13 protein-coding genes are annotated in these 18440 nt (G+C 56.3%); 6 read left to right on the forward strand and 7 right to left on the reverse strand.

The window, feature by feature from the left end:
* Nucleotides 1-16: 16 nt before the first annotated feature.
* From VFX97_09785 to nrfD, 7 genes are all read right to left on the reverse strand, one after another.
* Nucleotides 17-556: a hypothetical protein gene (locus VFX97_09785; protein HEX5703475.1), complete on the reverse strand. Its 540-nt coding sequence runs from the start codon at nucleotides 554-556 to the stop codon at nucleotides 17-19.
* 84 nt (nucleotides 557-640) lie between these two features.
* A complete protein-coding gene (locus VFX97_09790) occupies nucleotides 641-2761 on the reverse strand; it encodes a PPC domain-containing protein (GenBank protein ID HEX5703476.1) in 2121 nt (706 codons plus the stop codon).
* A gap of 204 nt (nucleotides 2762-2965) precedes the next feature.
* Complete coding sequence (locus VFX97_09795) at nucleotides 2966-3343, reverse strand: hypothetical protein (protein HEX5703477.1); 378 nt, start codon at nucleotides 3341-3343, stop codon at nucleotides 2966-2968.
* Complete coding sequence (locus tag VFX97_09800; GenBank protein ID HEX5703478.1) at nucleotides 3291-6683, reverse strand: leucine-rich repeat domain-containing protein; 3393 nt, start codon at nucleotides 6681-6683, stop codon at nucleotides 3291-3293. The genes VFX97_09795 and VFX97_09800 overlap by 53 nt, the downstream gene beginning before the upstream one ends.
* Nucleotides 6684-6695: 12 nt before the next feature.
* Entirely contained in the window at nucleotides 6696-9686 is a 2991-nt protein-coding gene (locus VFX97_09805) for a molybdopterin dinucleotide binding domain-containing protein (protein HEX5703479.1), read from the reverse strand.
* 4 nt (nucleotides 9687-9690) lie between these two features.
* A complete protein-coding gene (locus tag VFX97_09810) occupies nucleotides 9691-10209 on the reverse strand; it encodes a DinB family protein (protein ID HEX5703480.1) in 519 nt (172 codons plus the stop codon).
* A 100-nt stretch (nucleotides 10210-10309) separates the two neighbouring features.
* A complete protein-coding gene (gene nrfD, locus VFX97_09815) occupies nucleotides 10310-11950 on the reverse strand; it encodes an NrfD/PsrC family molybdoenzyme membrane anchor subunit (protein HEX5703481.1) in 1641 nt (546 codons plus the stop codon).
* Nucleotides 11951-12239: 289 nt separating this feature from the next.
* Between nrfD and VFX97_09820 the strand changes: the two genes are divergently transcribed.
* The 6 genes from VFX97_09820 to VFX97_09845 all read left to right on the forward strand — a co-directional run bounded on the left by VFX97_09820 (nucleotide 12240) and on the right by VFX97_09845 (nucleotide 18424).
* On the forward strand, nucleotides 12240-13403 hold the full coding sequence (locus tag VFX97_09820) for a type IV pilus twitching motility protein PilT (protein HEX5703482.1): 1164 nt from the start codon (nucleotides 12240-12242) through the stop codon (nucleotides 13401-13403).
* 295 nt (nucleotides 13404-13698) lie between these two features.
* Nucleotides 13699-14814 carry a histidine kinase gene (locus VFX97_09825; GenBank protein ID HEX5703483.1) on the forward strand — a complete coding sequence of 372 codons (1116 nt, stop codon included), beginning with the start codon at nucleotides 13699-13701 and terminating at the stop codon, nucleotides 14812-14814.
* 4 nt (nucleotides 14815-14818) lie between these two features.
* Entirely contained in the window at nucleotides 14819-15592 is a 774-nt protein-coding gene (locus VFX97_09830; GenBank protein ID HEX5703484.1) for a LytTR family DNA-binding domain-containing protein, read from the forward strand.
* A 255-nt stretch (nucleotides 15593-15847) separates the two neighbouring features.
* Nucleotides 15848-17149, forward strand: a complete 1302-nt coding sequence (locus tag VFX97_09835) for a hypothetical protein (GenBank protein ID HEX5703485.1) — start codon at nucleotides 15848-15850, stop codon at nucleotides 17147-17149.
* Between the two features lie 89 nt (nucleotides 17150-17238).
* Entirely contained in the window at nucleotides 17239-17685 is a 447-nt protein-coding gene (locus VFX97_09840; GenBank protein ID HEX5703486.1) for a nuclear transport factor 2 family protein, read from the forward strand.
* Between the two features lie 19 nt (nucleotides 17686-17704).
* Nucleotides 17705-18424, forward strand: a complete 720-nt coding sequence (locus VFX97_09845) for a hypothetical protein (GenBank protein ID HEX5703487.1) — start codon at nucleotides 17705-17707, stop codon at nucleotides 18422-18424.
* Nucleotides 18425-18440: the final 16 nt, after the last annotated feature.

Genomic DNA, 18440 nt, shown 5'->3' on the forward strand with positions numbered 1-18440 from the left:
TAGTTGTCGTTACCGATCATGGGCTGGCTGATCCCGGAGAGGGCGTGGGCACAAAGTGCACCTGTCGCAGCCGATTGTTCTTCCATTCGTAGTAATAGACGCCGGGCGGTCCCCATTCCTCGTATGCGCCAAGGCGCGGCGACCCATAGATCTTCAGCAGCCGGCTGTTGGTGCGAAAGGTCCGCACGTCTTCACCTTCATCGGGATAGCCGCCGGGCCCGACAGACCAGCCGTCGAAGACCTGTGGAAAGTACGCGCGGCCATTTCGCGCGTCCACGATCGCCGTGGTCGAGCAACCCGTCCCGCAACCCATCACCGCAATCGTGTAGTGGCCTGCGAAGTTGATGCCTTCTTCGTGCAGCTGCTCGCGGATGCGCGTGCGAAACATGCGCGCCATCCGATGACTGCGAAGATTCAGCGGCGCGGGCTTGCCTGCATAGACATCCGCCGGGAAGCTTTCAAAGCGCGGCGGCGCCTGCTTCTGCGCCACGACCGAGGCCGTGAAGCAAACAATGAAAACAATAGTGGCAATGAAGCGTCTCAATGTTATGGGCATCGCTGTTGAGTACTGGCAGACGTCGGCGACTCCTTCGGCGTCTGATTCTACGCGTGACGGATTGCACGTCGAAACGGTGCTCGGCTAGTCGTTCGAGTTATATCCCATTGGCTCGTCCGGTTCCAGAGGAATTTCCATCGTATGTTGCGCGATGAGCAAAAATACTCGGATGCGCACGTCGAGCCGGTTCAGGCCGTCGGCCGCGGTCTTCGCGCGATCAAAATCGAACATCGCCAAGGTCGCCAGGGTGTCAGAAAACTGGTGCGCCATCTGCGCGACGGGATTGTCGTTCGAGCTTACCAATTCGCCGTCGCGATAGTAGTCGCGATCGAAACCGCTCATGGTCACGGCCGCGGCGCTCACCTCGTTGAATTGACCCAGCAACGGCTCGACGATTTCGAACGCCTGGTTAACATCGTACCGGGCAAAGATTCGGGCGAGCGCTAACAAGTTGTGCATCTTTTCCTGATTCGCGGCTCGCGGCGTGGAAGAGATCATGTCTTTGCCCTGCGCAAGGTATTGCAGCGCCATTTGCTTCTTGACGCCCGGGTTTAGCTGCTCGAGGATCTGCGTCACCAGGGCATCGCGTTCCACGCCCGAACGAAATTTGCCTAAGAGTCTCAACGCCTCGTCGTATCGCCCTTTGTTTGCTGCTGAATTCACTTCCTGTTGCTGAAGATTGTACAGAGCCGTCTGCCGCTGCGTTGGATTACTCACGTGTTCTGAAAGAATCTGCCGGGCCCGCGCCATGTCCCCGGAGGTTGCGACCCTGCTCGCGACTTGCTGGTAGAGGTAATCGCGCATTTGCACCGGCGCCTCAGTGACCGACTCCAGAGCAGTTTCTATCGGCGCTGAATTAATGGTCGTTTGATATCGCTGCCAATCTGCCACTGGCTGTTCGGTATGACCCATAAGCTCATTGACCTTTTTTTCCACTGCGGCTGCGCGATCCGCGGCGTAGGTTTTCAACTCAGTGGGCATTTGCCTGATCACCCCAGCCAAACTGCGCGCCGCGTCATATTCCTGCGTATAGTTTGTGGGCGTCGGTGGTTTATACGACATGACCTCGGCAACGAGCTTGAGAAAGAGATCTCGATAGTCCTCATCTGACAGCAGTCGGCCGCTCGCCGCGCCGTTGCCGTTATTGTTCGTTACGGTTTGTCTTAACCGGACTAGGTTCACGAGACTCCCGGCCAGGTAGGCAGCCTCGCGCGACTTCACCAGATCCTCACGCTGCAGCTTCGCGGCCATGTCGTGCGCGAGCCGTCCCGCTAATTCGCGATCTTTCGATGCCAACTGCGTCAGCGTTTCAATCAACATCGCCGAAGAGCTCCGCTTCAGTAGATCTTGCGCCAAATCAAACGCTCGCTTTGGATCGGCCGCCGCAACTTGATTGACCAGTTGGAATTCAAGCGGAAGTTCCGGATCCCCCTGACCCTGCGCAACCGCCAGTTCAGCAGGGATGCGGGTGGACTGCAGAAACTTGAGTGCGGCTTCCGGATCGTGTGGCGCTAAAGCGCGTAGCAGTCGTTGCCGGAGCTGCATGGCCAGTTGATAACTTTCGTAAGCGGGCTCTTCACGCGTGCTCATCCGCGCGATCAGTTCCCTGACGTCATCTGCAGCTTGCTCGAACAGTTTTGCTGCGCGCTTCTGATCCGACTTCCACATCAACTGCGCGGCTTTGATCCTCATCTCGACGCGCGTCTCGGGTAAGCGCAGCTGATCAACGAACGGCATCGTCTCGGCTAGCAGCGCGATGCCCTTTTCCTTCCGCGTCCGCTCGTTCTTCATCCTTTGCAGTTCCTGCTCAGTCGCTTTGCGCAGCTCCTCGATCTTAATTTCGTACTGCCCCGTGGCCCCTCGGCCATCGATTTGCAGGACGTCAACTCGATAGTTACCGGATGCGTCGCTAACGAACTCAACAAACTCAACGCCCTCGGTCCCGGTGGGACTGTCAAACTCGCGCAGCAGCGTTCCGTCCGGCAGAAAAACTCGCACGACGACGTCAATCTGGAGTTGCTCAACGGTAAGCTGAACAAACTGGTCCTTCGCAACGGTGACTGTGTAGCTGTGCGTCTGTGTGACCGACAGAGTTTTCTTGACCGCCACGTCCGGCTCGAGTGAGCGGATGGCCGTCTGACCGGCAATCGTTAACGCAATTGACAGCAACGCCGGTAGGGAAAGAACAAGGCTGCGTCGGCGCATAGTTAGCTCCTTTGTGATGTATGACACCTGATCGGGGCCACTGGTTCCTTAAGGTAGTGTTTAGGAGCGAGGCTGCGAATGTGGGTTGCCTCGTTAGCCCCGGTGGGGAGAGACGGGGCTACGTTGGGGTTTTTCGGTTCGGCAATTTGTAGAACTCCCTTGCGGGTTTCAAAGGCCGCAGCATCCAGTAAGGCCGGCGCTGTCTTAGTATTCGGTTTCGAAGTTCGGATGGACCCAAAGAAACTCCTGCCGCTTGTTCTGGACGCGCACCAGTCCGCCGAAAGACGGGTCCTTCTCTTTCAACCAAGCGTGCAGTTGTCGGAGTATCGCGCCGTCGGCGCGAATCGCTGCTCCGTGGCTGAGGTCGAGGTCGTCATCCTTGGCCAGCCACTCACCCATTTTCTCTCCACCCTTCAGCAGCGCTTCCGCGCTCGCCTTTCCAAGCGCCAATTGCGCCTCAATTCCCTTGTAGTCAATTTCGGGAAGCGCCACCTTCGCGCCGGCAGCGACGACCGTTTTCGTAATCGTTTCAGGGCCTGGATCGAGCGTGCGTTTCGCACAGCCAGCGATATGAATTATCACTCATGTGCACGCGCTCCAGAGAACCCCATCGACGCGCCCTATAGTTATTGGGAGCGGTCTCTTCAAGAAAGCGAGCAAGTGCGGTGCGCATCAATCGGGTTTTCAGATGGCGTTCAGACAAATTGGCGGAGTCTCGCTGGAACACTTCCACCGCGCCTGCGGTCCGATCGGTATCGGCTTTCAACTCCATGTGCTTGGTAAGTTCATTCATTAATTTCACATGGTCCTTTATCGCGTCGAATGTCTGCGGTTCCAGTGCGAGTGGCATTCCGGCAAATGCTAACTGCAAGCCCGCCGCCAAAACCTTAGTTCCGCGCGCGATCCAAGGCGCGGTTTTCTCCCACCATTCACGGTCCTTCATAAACTCAACCTGCCCGTCTTCACACGGATGAATGTTATCTAGGGATTCGCAAAACGGCGTCAACAGATATGTCTTCTTAAAGTAAGATGCCGGGTTCCATCTGCTTTGATCCCTTGTGCTAATCGAAATGATTCCCGGCGCCGAAGTGAAGTTCCGGTCGTCGAGCATATCACTCACAAACCCGAGATAATCGTGTAATTTGAGCTCGACCTGTTGCTTGATTTCTGGGATCAGGTTAGCCTGATCGCGAACTAACTGGTCTAATTTGTCGCTGCTGTCATCCACCCAGACCAACAACTTCCCCAAGTCCTGCGTCAGCGTTTCGGCCCACACCGGCTTCTTGTCCAGCTCTCTTCTCAAGAGCGCGGCGAGCGCCGGACTATCAGGCACAAATTCGCCGAAACTGCTGAATCCGAAGATCAGCTTCCGCGGATCCACTTTGTGGAATCCGTGCTCGCAATTCAATGTTGGGCTTTGGTTCAAAATCTCTGAGAATATCCGCTTCTCCGTATGAAGGCCCACGCAGTCAATTTCTTCGGGAGTATCGTCTTCAAATTTAATGCAACCATACGAGCGCTCAGGTTCGAGCCCTCCAAAAAATGAAAAGACGGCTCTGACGTAACCATGAATCTGTTCGAGTAGGTTTTGCGGGAACGCCGCGCGGACTTCAATCCGCAGTTTGCGCTGGTCGCTGTCGAATTCGCACAGGGCTTCACTCGTTAATTTACCCTCGCCGGTACGCAGGAACACGCCGTTGTGCCAATAGATACCTTTCGGATGCTCCGCCGTCTTGACGATCATGTGATGGGTCTTGACGATGAAGCGGCTCATAATGCCGGTGGGCGGCCGAATGTTCAGCTTGTATTCGACCCGTCGCTCCTTGACCCCGTTATTAATGGTCCATGGAATGGGCGGCTTTTCGTAGCCAAAGCGTAGCGGCACTAGGCAACTTCGATCGCGATCCTCAAGGTCGTAGCAAAGTTCGAACTCTTTCATGCAGTTGTGAAATGTCGCGAACAAGCCGCCATATCCTTTGCCATCCCAAACAGTCTCCATCCGTTGCAGCAAGATCTCGCCTTTGTCAATCGTCAGTTGCTTGTCTTCCATGATTTCGCTGATGGCTTTGGTGAGCCACTGCGGTTGCAGCACCACAAAGTCGGTCAAGTCGGGGCAGTCAGGAAACTGGGTAATTGCTCCGAGTATGGACATGGAACGTGCCAGATCTTTGAAGACGCTCTGGTCAATCTCGCACTCTTCAAAGATGCCGTTTAGTTCAGTGCGTGTGATGTGCGCTTCGGCGCCGGCCCTCTCCTTGATCCCCCCTTCGGCGCGGCTGTAACTCTGCGGCCAATCAGAACCCATGAAATCGAGGTCAGCCGCCCACCGCTTCAAACAGCTCTGCAGTTCCGCGACGCCCGAATTGTCTCCGCAACCTACCGGAAACAGCCACTGGCCTTCGACAAACAATTCCCCGTACTGCGACTGAAGCTTGTCTTGCGGGACATAAGGTGTCCGCTCTTCGCATTGGGTGATCACAATTGCGACTTTCGCGCTTGGCGCGCGCGCTTTGATCGTGTCCAACCAATATTCAGCCCGATCCATCAGGAACTGATCGCGGCATTTGAACACGATTAGGTAAAGGGCCTGCGTAGTCAGGAAGAACTGATGTGTCTGGTGATTGATTTCCTGACCTTCGAAGTCCCAGATGTTCAAGGTGATCACTTTGCTGGCATCGTCAGGCTCATCCGGGTGGCCAAATTTCCACTGTTCGACGTCAACTCCACGTGTTGTCACTTGATGCTGAAACGGCAAGCCGCGGAGCGCGCGCGACACGCAGGACTTGCCTTCATTGCCGTCACCCAGAATCAGGAGCTTGGCTTCGTACCGTTTTTTTGTGCCCTTGGCCAGTTCACGCAGGTAGCGTTTGACAGCGTCGAGGCCTTCGTTGTAAGCGGCGGCGAGTTCGGGGTTGAGGGGATTACCGTCGACTTTTAGAACTACGAGCAGTTCGAGTCGTGCAAGCCAATCTGGCAGTGTGGCCAGTTGGTTGTTGGACAGATAGAGATGATCCAATTTCGTGAGCTGGCCTAGCGTTTCGGGCAGCGCGGTTAGCTGGTTGTTGTCGAGATCCAGCCACTCCAATTGGGTGATCTCGCCCAGCCACTCGGGCAGCGTGGTCATTTGGATGCTGTCGAGAGACAGCGACTGCAGCTGGGTGAGTTGAACCAACGACCCGGTCAGAGCCGTCACAGGGTTGTAGGAGATAGACAAGGTTTGCAATTGGGTGAGTTGGCCCAGCCACTCGGGCAACCCTGACAGTTGGTTTTTGGATAGATCCAGTAGTTCTAACCCGGTGAGTTGGCTCATTGACTCCGGCAATGCCGTCAGTCGGTTGTTGGCGAGATACAGCGTCTCCAACTGAGTGAGTTCGCCCAGCCACTCGGGCAGTGCCGTCAGTTGATTATTGTCGAGATCAAGCCACGCCAACTGGGTGAGATGCCGCAGTGATTCGGGCAGCACCCTAAGTTGGTTGTCATCGAGAGAGAGCGTATGCAACTGAGTAAGTTGACCCAGCGACTCGGGCAACGCCGACAGTCGGTTACGGCCGAGAAGAAGCTGATGCAACTCAGTGAGGCTGCTGAGCATTCTGGGCAGCTCCGTCAGTTGGTTTTCGGTTAGATCCAGCGCATGCAACTGGGTGAGTTGGCCCAGTGATTCAGGCAGCGAAGTCAGTTCGTTGTGGCTGAGATACAGCGACTGTAACTGAGTGAGTTGACCTAGCGACTCGGGCAGCGTCGTCAGTTGGTTTCGGAAGAGTTTTAGGGAATGCAACTGCGCAAGCTGACCGATTGATTCTGGCAGTTGCGTGAGCTTCTCCTCCGCCTTCCACTCCGCACTGAGATCGAGTTCCTTTGCGCCCGACCGCCGCGCCGCTTCGATCTTCTTCTCCGCTTTTCGATAAGCTTTGTTTTTCGCCATGACTTCGCTCGGCTAAGTGGCTTGAGATGGCAACTTATAGAACTCACGCGCCGGTTTCAAAGGTCGCAGCATCCAATAAGGCCGGCGCTCGCCATTGGGAGAATACTTTTCCGCAGGTCGCGTCTGGGCCAGCCATTTCTTGTAAACCTCACGCGACTTCGCGGTATCAACATGAATGTCTCCGTAGCTGTCCGCCGGTTCGGCTTTGCGCACGCGCACGGCCTGATGCCAGCAGTGCATGCCGGAGATCGGATCGGGGTGAACCGGAAAAGTCAGGTTCTGATGCACCCCGACATCGTTCCACCAGATACGCAGGCTGTCAGCGTCGCTGGATTCAAACGGCTCGGCGCCCCGCTCGCGCTTCATTCCCCATTTAGTTCCATCACGATCGAGTGTCACTGTCGCCGTCAACTGGCGTTGGCCACTCTCATGCGTCTTCCAACGGCCCATGTGATGGCTGCATGCGACGATGCCCGGCTTAATGCCTTCAGTCACCCACGCCCGCACGACGAAATATCCAATCTCAGTTTCCACGCGCACCAGGTCTCCAGTGCGCACGCCTAACTTCGCCGCGTGAGCCGTGTGCAACCAGAGCGGATTCGTGTGCGCAATTTCATTCAGCCACTTCGCGTTCGCGCTGCGCGTGTGAATCTGAATGGGAAGCCGGAACGTTGAGATGAGAATGGTTTGATCGGCTTCGAGATTCTCAGGATGAACATGACTGGCGATGTAGTTTGGAATCGCGCATTCAGGCCAGCCCCAATCAGCGATCGTCCGGGAGAAAAATTCGAGCTTGCCGCTCTGGGTCGGAAAGCCGCGTCTGATTTCACCATCGAGACGCACGCCCACCAGGCGGCGGCCATCGGCATCGCCATCGGGACTGGGAACCGGCACGACGTTAGGCGAAGCCGGCTTCGGCGCGCGCGTGAATACGCGGCCGCGTTCGTCTTCCCGGACATCGTCGAGTTCTTCCGGCGGTATGGCTTGCTCGTAAAGCGGGCCAACTTTCTTTGAGATTTCAAACGAACCGTAACGCCGCATGAATTCCAGCGGCGACAAATTCTCGGCGGCGGCCTTTTCAGGCAATCCCGGAACTGAGTTTTCAAACATCCAGCCGTAGTACTCGTCTACGCCCAGACGCGTGCCCGGCTTCTTTTTCGATTCCACGTACTGGCGAATGCCAAGCGAGCCATCGCGGTCGATGCGCCAGGTCAACTCCATCCAAAATTCGTTCTCTTCCCAGACTTCACCCGGATTCACTTCTCGCGTATCCGTGACGTCGTCCCCATTTCGTTGCCGCGCCGCGCGCATCACCGGCTGGCGAAAGCCAAGCCACTGCGCATCGTGCGTTTCGTATGAATGAACGTCATGCCGCTCAGGCCCGAGTCCCATCGGCAAAATGTAGTCCGCGAAATAACTGGTTTCGTTCCACACCGGCGTCAGCGCAACGTGACAGCCAATTAGACTCTCGTCGGTCAGTGCTTCAATCCACGCGAAGCCATCGGGATTCGTCCACACCGGGTTGTAGACGCGCGTGAAATACGTATCGAGTTTGCCGCGGCCGTCCTGTAAAAGATGCGGAAGCAGGAACGACATCTCGTGCATCGAAAGCGGAAATTCCTGCGGCCAATTGATCTCGCCCCACATCTTCGGATGCGGCGGCGTGTGAATCGGTTTTGGCACAAACTTGTTCCACGCGTTGGGAAACACGCCGCCTTCAGTGGCGATGGCGCCGAGCAAAGCGTTCAGCATGAACAGGCAGCGCGCGACGGACCAGCCGTGACTGACTCCCGAAGTCGCACTGCGCCAGTTGTGACTTGAGAAGCGCGTACCGGCCGTTGCGACCAGCTTCGCGATCTCTTCCAGCGTCTTCGCGCCAACGCCTGATTCCTGTTCGGCGAAATCGAAGGTGTATTCACGGTAGAGCAGTTTTAGCTCCTGCTCGAAGGCTTGGAATGATGCTGCCGGGTTTTCGCGCCGTAGGCGCGACATGTTTATAGACTCGTCCGTTCCATCTGAACCCGGCTCGCTCCGGGAATCTGGGGAGGTGGCATCGCCGTCTATAAACATTTCGCCGCTCTGCGGCGATGATAGCTCTGCTGACCTGTGATCTCTGACCTCTGACCTCTGTTCGAGGTATTCCTGCCAGTTCCACCATCTCCGCACAAACTCGCGATTGTAGAGATTGTTCTGAATCAGGTAGTTCGCAATCGCTAACAGAATCGCCGCTTCCGAGCCGGGATAAGGCGCGATGTAGTGATCCGCATGCGTCGCGGTGTTCGACAGCCGCGTGTCCATCACGATCAGCTTGGCGCCATTCGCCTTGCCGTCGATGACGCGTTGCGCGTGCGGATTGAAGTAATGGCCGGACTCGAGATGCGCGCTGATCAGCAGAATAACCTTCGCGTTTGCGTGATCGGGACTCGGCCGATCGAGCCCCATCCAAAGTTGGTAACCTTCACGCGCCCCTGAAGAGCAGATGTTTGTGTGCGAGTTGTGACCGTCAACGCCCCAGGCCGCCAGAATGCGTTCCGTGAATCCATCTTCGCCGGGCCGTCCGACGTGATACATGATTTCCTGACGCCGGTCCTCGACAATCGCCTTCCGAATTCGCGAAGCAAGATCGTCGAGCACTGCATCCCAACCGACGCGTTCCCATTTACCTTCACCGCGTTTACCGCTCCGCTTCAGCGGATAAAGAATTCGATCCGGATCGTTAACTTGATTGAGCGTCGCCGGACCCTTGGCGCAGTTTCGTCCGCGGCTGCCCGGATTCTCGGGATTGCCTTCAAACTTTTGAATCTGGTTTGTGTCTTTGTCGATGTAAGCGAGCAGCCCACACGCCGACTCGCAGTTGAAACAAGTCGTGGGCACGAGTTGATAGTGCCGCTCTTTCCGTCGCGGCCAGGCCTGCGAATCAAGCTCAGTCCAATCATCCCAACGTTCCTTGGGCGGGAACGCGGAGAGATGAATGCGCGAAGGGCCCGGATAACGATTGCTCATGTAATTAAGCGAACTTTCGCTTCAATTCAGAAATGCGCGCCAAGTGGTGGTCGTCATGTTCGGCGATGAAAAATGCTAAATCGATCACGCGAATCTGAATCTTCAGGCGCGGATGCAATGCGGTGCGCGAAACGAACTCTTCATCATACGAATCGAGACGCGCAACGAATGCCATTCGTTCTCGGCGAAATGCACTGAGAATGTTTTCGATCGAATTCGCGTTGTGATCCGCTTCGTGCGTCAATTGATTGGTCATATCAGCGGCGGAGAGCGTGTCACGTCCGGCTTCGAACTCGTCCAGCCGTCTCATCTCAAGTTCTCCGATATCGAGCAGATGCCCGGCCTGCTCCTGAATCGACCACTTGTCACCGTCACGCCGCGTCAAGATCTCTCGCGACAACCCACGCGTCAGATCTTCGAGGCGCGCCGGCGTGCCGCGCACACGCTCGACGACATTCCCGTACATGCCGAGCCGCAGCTCGAACTTAAATTGACGTTTAATCCATTCGGTACGATCAACCATAACGCTCCAATCTTTGAAGTGCGGTGACGTATGCTCCCTCTCCCATTGGGAGAGGGAACAAAGCGCCGTCAAGCCGGCGCACTCCAAAAGGCGCATTCAACTATGCAAGCGGCACTGACTGTCCTGCCTGCACGTACGCGTGCTCGTAAAGCATCATCCCGATCATGGCCAACGGTGCGCCGGCAATACCCATTGAGGCTTCCACGTAGCCCAAAATCGCCAGCAACGGCAACGCTCCCCCGGCGACCGACAGCGCCACTCCCGCCCAGAACACGTTCTTGTATCGACCGCTCTTCATTTCCCAAATTGCGAGACGTGCATGTGAAGTCGAATGAGTGAGCGTCACTTCGCCCCAGATCATTAAAAGGTGGAGCAAGCTTGAAATGACGACAATCCACTGCCATCCGATTAGGTCTGGCGCTATCGCGGCGAATCCCCGATCGCTGAGATATGTCCATCGCATCAATGCTGCGAACAGCAACATCACTGAAGAACCCAGCAACAAAGCCTGCAAGAACAAATGTGGCGGCAGCAAAGGATTCTGCCAAAGGTCGCGTGCCTTGGCCTGGGCAAAAAGATAGGCGGTGTAGATCGCGGTTAAAGTCGCCAGCGCAATTCCGGGAATCATCAACCAAAACTGCACGCGCTCAGTCCAGGGTGGGAAACAGAACATGCAGAGCCCAATCTGAGGGGGTCTCAGGATGCTAAGCACGAAATGTGTGGCGAGAACAATGGAATATCCGGCGATAATGAACGCCCCTTTCACCAGCCAACTTCGCCACTGCGCTTTGGTAAAGATCATGTAGAACCGCGCGGGATGCTCCAGGTCCCAAATCAACAACAGTCCGGTGATGCCCAGGAACGCGCCTGAAACAATCGGTGCTACCCAAAGCCACAAAGGGTCTTCAGGGGGCATGAATCCGAATAGCACTAACAACGCGGCCACCAAATAAACGCCACTCGCAATTCCCTTCGTCCACGTGTAAAGGCTCACGCGCCAGTCCCAGGGAATTGAATGCGCCACGTCGTAACTCAACAACGCCGCCGCCGAAGTGTTGTTGTAAGTTGGATTGCCGGAAACTACTTGCTCACGTGACTGCTGCTGTTCACTCCACATGAAGAGGCCGGCTTCGGGACGCCGTGCTGCGAGAGGATCCAGCGTCGCCTGGTGCGCCCCTTTGTAGAAAAGTTTCGGCAACGTCTCCTTCTCAGGCCGGCGCACATTCACCGCTTCGCGATTCACAATCTGCGCGACGTATGAAGACTGATCGTTCATGTCTCCGATCAGAATCGCTTGCGTCGGACAGACGACTACGCAGGCCGGCTCGAGCCCCACATCGATGCGGTGCGCGCAGAAGTTACATTTCTCGGCTGAGTGATCTTCCGGATTGATGAAGATCGCGTCGTAGGGACAGGCAGCCATGCAGGCTTTGCAGCCGATGCAGATCGATTTATCGAAATCGACGATGCCGTCCGCGCGTTTGAACATCGCCGCGGTCGGGCAAGCGGTCACACAAGGCGCGTGCGCGCACTGATTGCAGCGCGTCACCTGGTGCGCGCGGCGCACTTGCGGCCAGACGCCGACGTCAACGTGCTTCACGTAAGTGCGGGTGACGCCGATCGGAACGATGTTCTCGGACTTACAGGCTGTCGTGCACGCGTGGCAGCCAATGCAGCGAGTGTGGTCGATTACCTTCGCCCACTGCACGCGATCAGGGTGAGCTGTTTCTGGCTCAATCATGTTTGCGAGGCGGCGAATATAACACGGAACTGGGGTCCGAAGTCTGGAGTCTGAGGTCTGCAGTCATAAAGTAATTTCAAGCCAGATCCCTCAAACTCTGAGCACTTCAAGCTCCAGACTCCATACTGAAGACTCTGGACTAAAATTTCATTGACCGCTTTCGAACCAACCCGCTAAGATAATCGAGGTCCCGCTCCAAGGCGCTTTCGCCTGACCAATTCAGTCCAGTTCTTGCCCATTACCTCTCCGATAGTTAACCGAAACCCTCGGCAAGGATTAATACAGCTCTATGTCTGTCAAAATCGACGATCTGCTCGTCACGGCTACCGCGCACTTTGCTTCTGACCTGCACTTGAAAGCAGGCTCGTTCCCCATCATGCGGATCGGCGGTGAACTCTATCCCGTCGCCGACGCGCCGAAGCTTTGCCCCGAAGACACGCTCGACATGGCGTTCTCGATGATGTCGAATCGCCAGAAGCAGAAGCTGAAGGAAGTTTCCGAAGTCGATATCGCTTACAGCGTCAAAGGCCTGGGGCGTTTTCGCGCGAACATTTTTCAGCAGCGCGGCACGGTGAGTATCGTCTTGCGCGTGATTCCCGATCAGAGCAAGTCCTCAGCGGCGCTCGGACTTCCAGGGGTGATTGATCGAATAGCCGAAGAGCGACGCGGCTTGATTCTCGTCACCGGCGCGACCGGTTCAGGCAAGTCGACAACGCTCGCGGCGATGATCGATCGCATCAACACCACGCGGTCCGGTCATATCGTAACGATTGAAGATCCGATTGAGTTTCTGCATCGCGACAAAGTCGCCTTTGTCACTCAGCGTGAAGTGGATGTTGATACGCGTTCGTTCGCCGAAGCACTGCGGGGCGCGCTCCGCCAGGACCCGGATGTGATTCTGGTCGGTGAGATGCGCGACCTGGAAACGATCAGCACCGCGCTGACCGCGGCTGAGACCGGCCATCTGGTGTTATCGACGCTGCACACCCTCGACGCCACCGAAACGATTATGCGTATCGTTTCATCGTTTCCTTCACATCAACAGAAGTCAGTGCGCATTCAGTTGGCCGGAATTCTGAAAGCGGTGATTTCGATGCGGCTGGTGCGCTCCGCCAAAGGTTCAGGACGCGTGCCGGCAGTCGAGGTGATGGTTTCGACGGCTCTGATTCGCGATCACATCGTCAATGAGGACAAGACTTCGCTGATTCGCGAAGCGATCGCAAATGGCGCGTCGCAATACAACATGCAGACATTCGATCAGTCTCTGTTCCATCTGCTTCAGTCGCGCCAGATCACTTACGAAGAAGCGATTCACAACGCGACCAACGCGGACGAGTTCAAGATGCGCGTCTCGGGAATCTTCTCGACCGATCAAACTACGATGGAGAATTCGAGCGCGATGAATTTCTTCGAGCCTCCACCGGAAGAGTTCGAGCGAATTGTGAGCCGCTGACGATCACGGCCAGAATCACCCTGTTCTTCATTTAAGACCTTTTGCAGGATTCGAGTGTTGTCGTAACCGCCTCGCTCTGTGTCTCTGTGAAATGCTCTGTGTCTCTGTGGGAGTTTTGCTTGGATATTTTCACCACAGAGGCACACAGGACACACAGAGACACTGAGAAAACCAAAACCTTTTGCACCAAATTGCGCGCTTCACCCCTCATTACTCACCATTGGCCACACACCTGCGAGTTTCGAATAGGATTTGTTTTTGCGCGCAAACGGATCGGCGCTAAGCTTGGTGCGCCATGGATCGCAAGCGCGCACTCAACTCAACCTTATCGAAGTGGATACTGATAGGTCTGGGGTGGACGGCGTTCGCTCTTTTCTTCGCGAGCGAGATCGTCGTCAGACGCGCTTACGCCGGAGTTCCAGCGAACATTCTACGCGCGGTGGTCATCTGGCTGATTTGCGCGGGTCTCTGGTTCGCGGCCACGCCGCTGATTCTCCGCTTAGCTCACCGTTTTCCGATTGACCGGCAAAGATGGGTAGGGAGCATCCTTATACATCTCGCCGTCAGCGGCGTGATCTCATTTGTTCTGCTGGGAATTTATACCGCGATCACAGCTGCACTCGTTTTTACTGATGGAAGGCAGACGTTGTGGCAGGCATTCCGCGCGCAGCTCGTGGGAAGTTTTCATGCCGAGGTGCTCACCTATTGGATGGTGATCGGCCTCAGCCATGTGATCGATTACTACCGCAAGTATCGTGAACGCGAGTTGCGCGCATCGCAACTGGAAGCCAGGCTGACCCAGGCGCGGCTCGACGCGCTACGAATGCAGCTTCATCCGCATTTCCTCTTCAACACCCTGAACTCAATATCAGTTCTCATGAGCGAGGATGTGACGGCCGCACGTCGCATGCTGACCAGACTCAGCGATTTGCTGCGCGCGAGTCTGGATAATGCCGCGACCCATGAAGTCTCGTTGAAAGAAGAACTCGAGTTTCTGAATAACTATCTGCAAATCGAGCAGACGCGCTTTCACGATCGGTTGACGGTCAGAATGGACATCGACCCGGCAGTCCTGACCGCGACTGTACCGAATCTGATCTTGCAGCCGCTGGTAGAAAACGCGATTCGACACGGCATCGCGCCGCGGGCGCAGCCGGGGGTGATTGATATCTCGGCGGCGCGCGAGAACGGCATGGTGCGACTGAAAGTCCGTGACAACGGAGCCGGTCTTGGTTCCGCCGGCGCGGCAGGATTAACCAAGGGAATCGGCCTGGCGAACACCCAAGCGCGACTCGACCAGCTTTATGGCGCCAATCACAGTTTCGAGATGCACAGTCCTCACGGTGGCGGCTTGGAGGTAACGATCCTCATTCCATTCCGCAACGGCTCAAGCGAGGCAGACGCGGCTTAAGAGCATGCCCAGGATTCGCACGATCATTGCCGACGACGAGCCGCTCGCTCGACGTGGGATTCGTGCGCAGCTCAAGGACGAGAAAGACTTCGAAGTCATTTCTGAATGCCGTAATGGCCACGAAGCCGTGAAGACGATTGAGACAGAGTCGCCGGATCTGGTTTTTCTTGATGTGCAAATGCCCGAGCTGGATGGCTTTGGGGTGGTGAATGCGGTGGGGCCCGCGCGGATGCCGGCCGTGATCTTTGTCACCGCGTACGATCGTTATGCTTTGCGCGCTTTTGAAGTCCACGCCCTGGACTATTTGCTTAAACCTTTTGACGACGACCGCTTTGCAAGCGCACTGCAACGCGCGCGGCAGCACATTGAGCGCAAGGACATCGACGACCTGGGCCGACGATTGCAGGGGCTGCTGGACGATCTCCAGCCGCGGAACAAGTATGTGGATCGGTTGGTTATCAAGTCCGCCGGCCGAATCTTTTTCCTGAGCGTAGCCGAAGTTGATTGGATCGAAGCGGCCGACAATTACGTCCGGCTGCACGCCGGCAGTGAATCGCATCTGCTGCGGGAAACGATGAATAACCTCGAAAAGAAATTGGATCCGGACCAATTTCTGCGCATCCACCGCTCGCGAATCGTAAACATTCAAAGAGTCAAAGAATTGCGGCCCCTGTTTCGCGGAGAGTACGACATCATGCTCAAGGACGGGACTCGACTGGAAACCGGCCGTGGCTATCGAGATCGAGTGCAGCGACTGCTCAACGATTCTCCCCGTTAGAAACTCAGGAACGTGAGACTCTCTTAACCCCACGAGTATGCCGCCTCGCCGTCTGCTTTCCCCCACTCACCACAAAACCGTTTCCCACAGGCACATTCGAACGTACGCTCGGGCCATCGCGAAGAATGGTCATTACTGTCGTCGCACGAGTCGCAGTTATCAGCATGCTTGGTTTGTAAAATTTGCCAGCGGCTCAAGTTGGCTGGAATTCCAACGTGAGGCAGAAATGCTGGAAAGGTATTGCAGGCAGGTGGGATGAAGATAAGTCGGCGTGATCTACTATTCGTAGGTGGACTTTCCTTGCTCGCAGGCTCGTCGACGTTGGGGCAAGGGACGGGCACCACACCTTCCGGCGGCTCGACGCAGATTGATAGCCGGGTATCGCGCCTTCTCGAAGCACTTCAAAGAAACCGGCTTCCCTTAACCATGAGCGGCGGTCCGGCCGGGCCCGGCTGGGATTGGCTGGTGCGGGAAGCGCGGAATGCACGTTTCACATTGCTCGGTGAGGAGCACGGAGTTGCGGAAACCGCCGAACTCTCAGCGGCACTGTTCCATGCACTTCGCGGATCCGGTTACAGCCGAATAGCCCTTGAGCTTTCGCCGGCTATCGCGACGGATGTTGAAGCGGCCGCGAGGCGCAACGGCGTCAAAGGGATCGAAGATCTGTTGAAGACTCCCGGGTTGTTTACGTTTTACAACTTGCGTGAGGAGGCTAAGTTCCTCGCCGATGTCATCCAGACCGCGCCCGGAAATGAGCGCGTTCTTTGGGGACTGGACCGTGAGATCTTTAGCGATCGCTATCTGATCTCGAGGCTCGAAGCCAGAGTCCCGCAACGCGCACGAGAGGCCTTCACTCGTCTGAAGCAGGCGTCCGCCAACGCCTGGGCTCGGTTTGAGCAAACTCGAAACCCGGATGACATGTTCATCCTGGCGGAAGACCCGGCCCTGGTGTCGGCTGTGCGGGCGGCGTGGCCTGACCCCGACCATGAGAGTGACGCGATCATGCGCACGCTTGAGGAATCACTTGCCATCGAAACCGCCGAGCGCAGCGGAGGCATGTGGCCTTACATGCAGCGCCGAACTAAATGGACCCGCGATAACTTCGCGGCGATGCTAAAGGAAACGCCAGTGCGCAAGACGCCGCCTAAGGTCATGATGAAATTTGGCTTGAACCACATGATCCGCGGCGCCAATTACGTCAATCTCTTCGATATCGGCGCGATGGCGGACGAGGTCGCGGCGCTTACGGGAGAGCGAGCTTTTCATATTCTCGTCCTCCCTGGTCCCGGTTCTCGTCAGGCGGTGCCCGGGCAGGGCCGGAGCTTCCGCTCGATTTCGACGGACGACTATGACGACCTCGGATCCGGCGACCGGCGCCTCACGCGCGTGCTGCCAAACGCCAATGCCACGGGTCATGAAGTGATCGATCTCCGCGCCCTGCGGCCACTGTCTATGCGGGGCCTCGAGGGTTGGAATCCCGATGTCATCAAAACGATCCACGGCTTTGACGCAGCCGTGATCTGGAAGGCGGCAAAGGCCTCTTCAGGCCTGGAGTGAGCCAATGTGGTCAAGCAGTAAATCGAGAAGTACAAGTCGAGGTATAAGCAAGTGAAACGTTACCCATTCAATGTTTTTGGAGGACGAATATGAAAAGAATCATCACCACCACACTGTTAGTTCTGACGGTTTGCTGCGCGGGAGCCTATGCCCAGGAGGCTGACAAGGAGCGAGAGGCAATTAAGCAAACCGCGCTCGACTATGTTGAGGGCTGGTACGAAGCGAATGCCGAACGGATGGAACGGTCGCTACATCCCGATTTGGCCAAGCGTATTGTGCGCAACAGTCCGGAAGGACGCAGCCGCCTCGATCAAATGAGCGCGATGGGCCTTGTGCAAGGCGTGAAGCGTGGCGGCGGCAAGGACACTCCGAAAGACAATCAACAAAAGGACGTGATCATCCTGGACGTCTTTGAGAATACCGCCAGCGTGAAAGCAGTCATGTCGGGCTGGATCGACTACATGCACATGGCGAAGTTCAACGGGCGTTGGGTAATCGTGAACGTGCTTTGGGAATTGAAGCCGCAGAAGAAATAACCGATCAGGAGGAAGGAACATGTACAAGATTCGTGGCGTTGTGCTGGGCGCCGGCATTATTGGTCTCGCGTTGCTGTCGTTAGCTGTCCAACCAACAAAAACTCAGATGGGGCCGGTGGTAAGTGCGGAACCGCAACAAGCTCTATCGCTCGCGCCCTTCACCTCAATCGAGTTGGATGGCGGCGTCAAAGCGATGCTTCAATATGGATCGCCACAGCGAGTGACGCTGCTCAAAGGCAATGGAGATACTTCCCTGATCGCGGTCACGCAAGAGCGGCTGCTCATCGAAAAATGTCGTGACAAATGCCCCCGTGGATACGAACTTCAGGTTGAGATTGTGACTCCACGCATCAATGCGATTTCCGCTACCAACGGCGGTCTGATCGAAAGCCGGGGGAATTTCCCGCTTCAGCCAGCAATGAGTCTCGCTGTCAGGCATGGTGGCACGGTTGACGCCCGCGCAATCCTGGCGAACAACATCACTTCTGCGGTGAACCAGGGCGGCAGAATTCTCGCTAAACCACAGATAACAATGGTCGCTAGTGTTTCCAACGGTGGAGTGATTACTTATTGGGGTGACGCGCGAGTCACGTCATCGACCGAACACGGAGGAATAGTCTCCAAAGGCGCGGCCGGCGACCTGGACAAACCGCTGTCTGATGTTGAAGAGCCATCATGTACGCCCGACACTCCCGCGCGTCCCGCGGGTGCAAAGCGCTCAAGGACAATTGTTATTTAGCCCTCGTCGGTAACCG

Source organism: Pyrinomonadaceae bacterium (assembly GCA_036277115.1).
GTDB lineage: Bacteria > Acidobacteriota > Blastocatellia > Pyrinomonadales > Pyrinomonadaceae > UBA11740.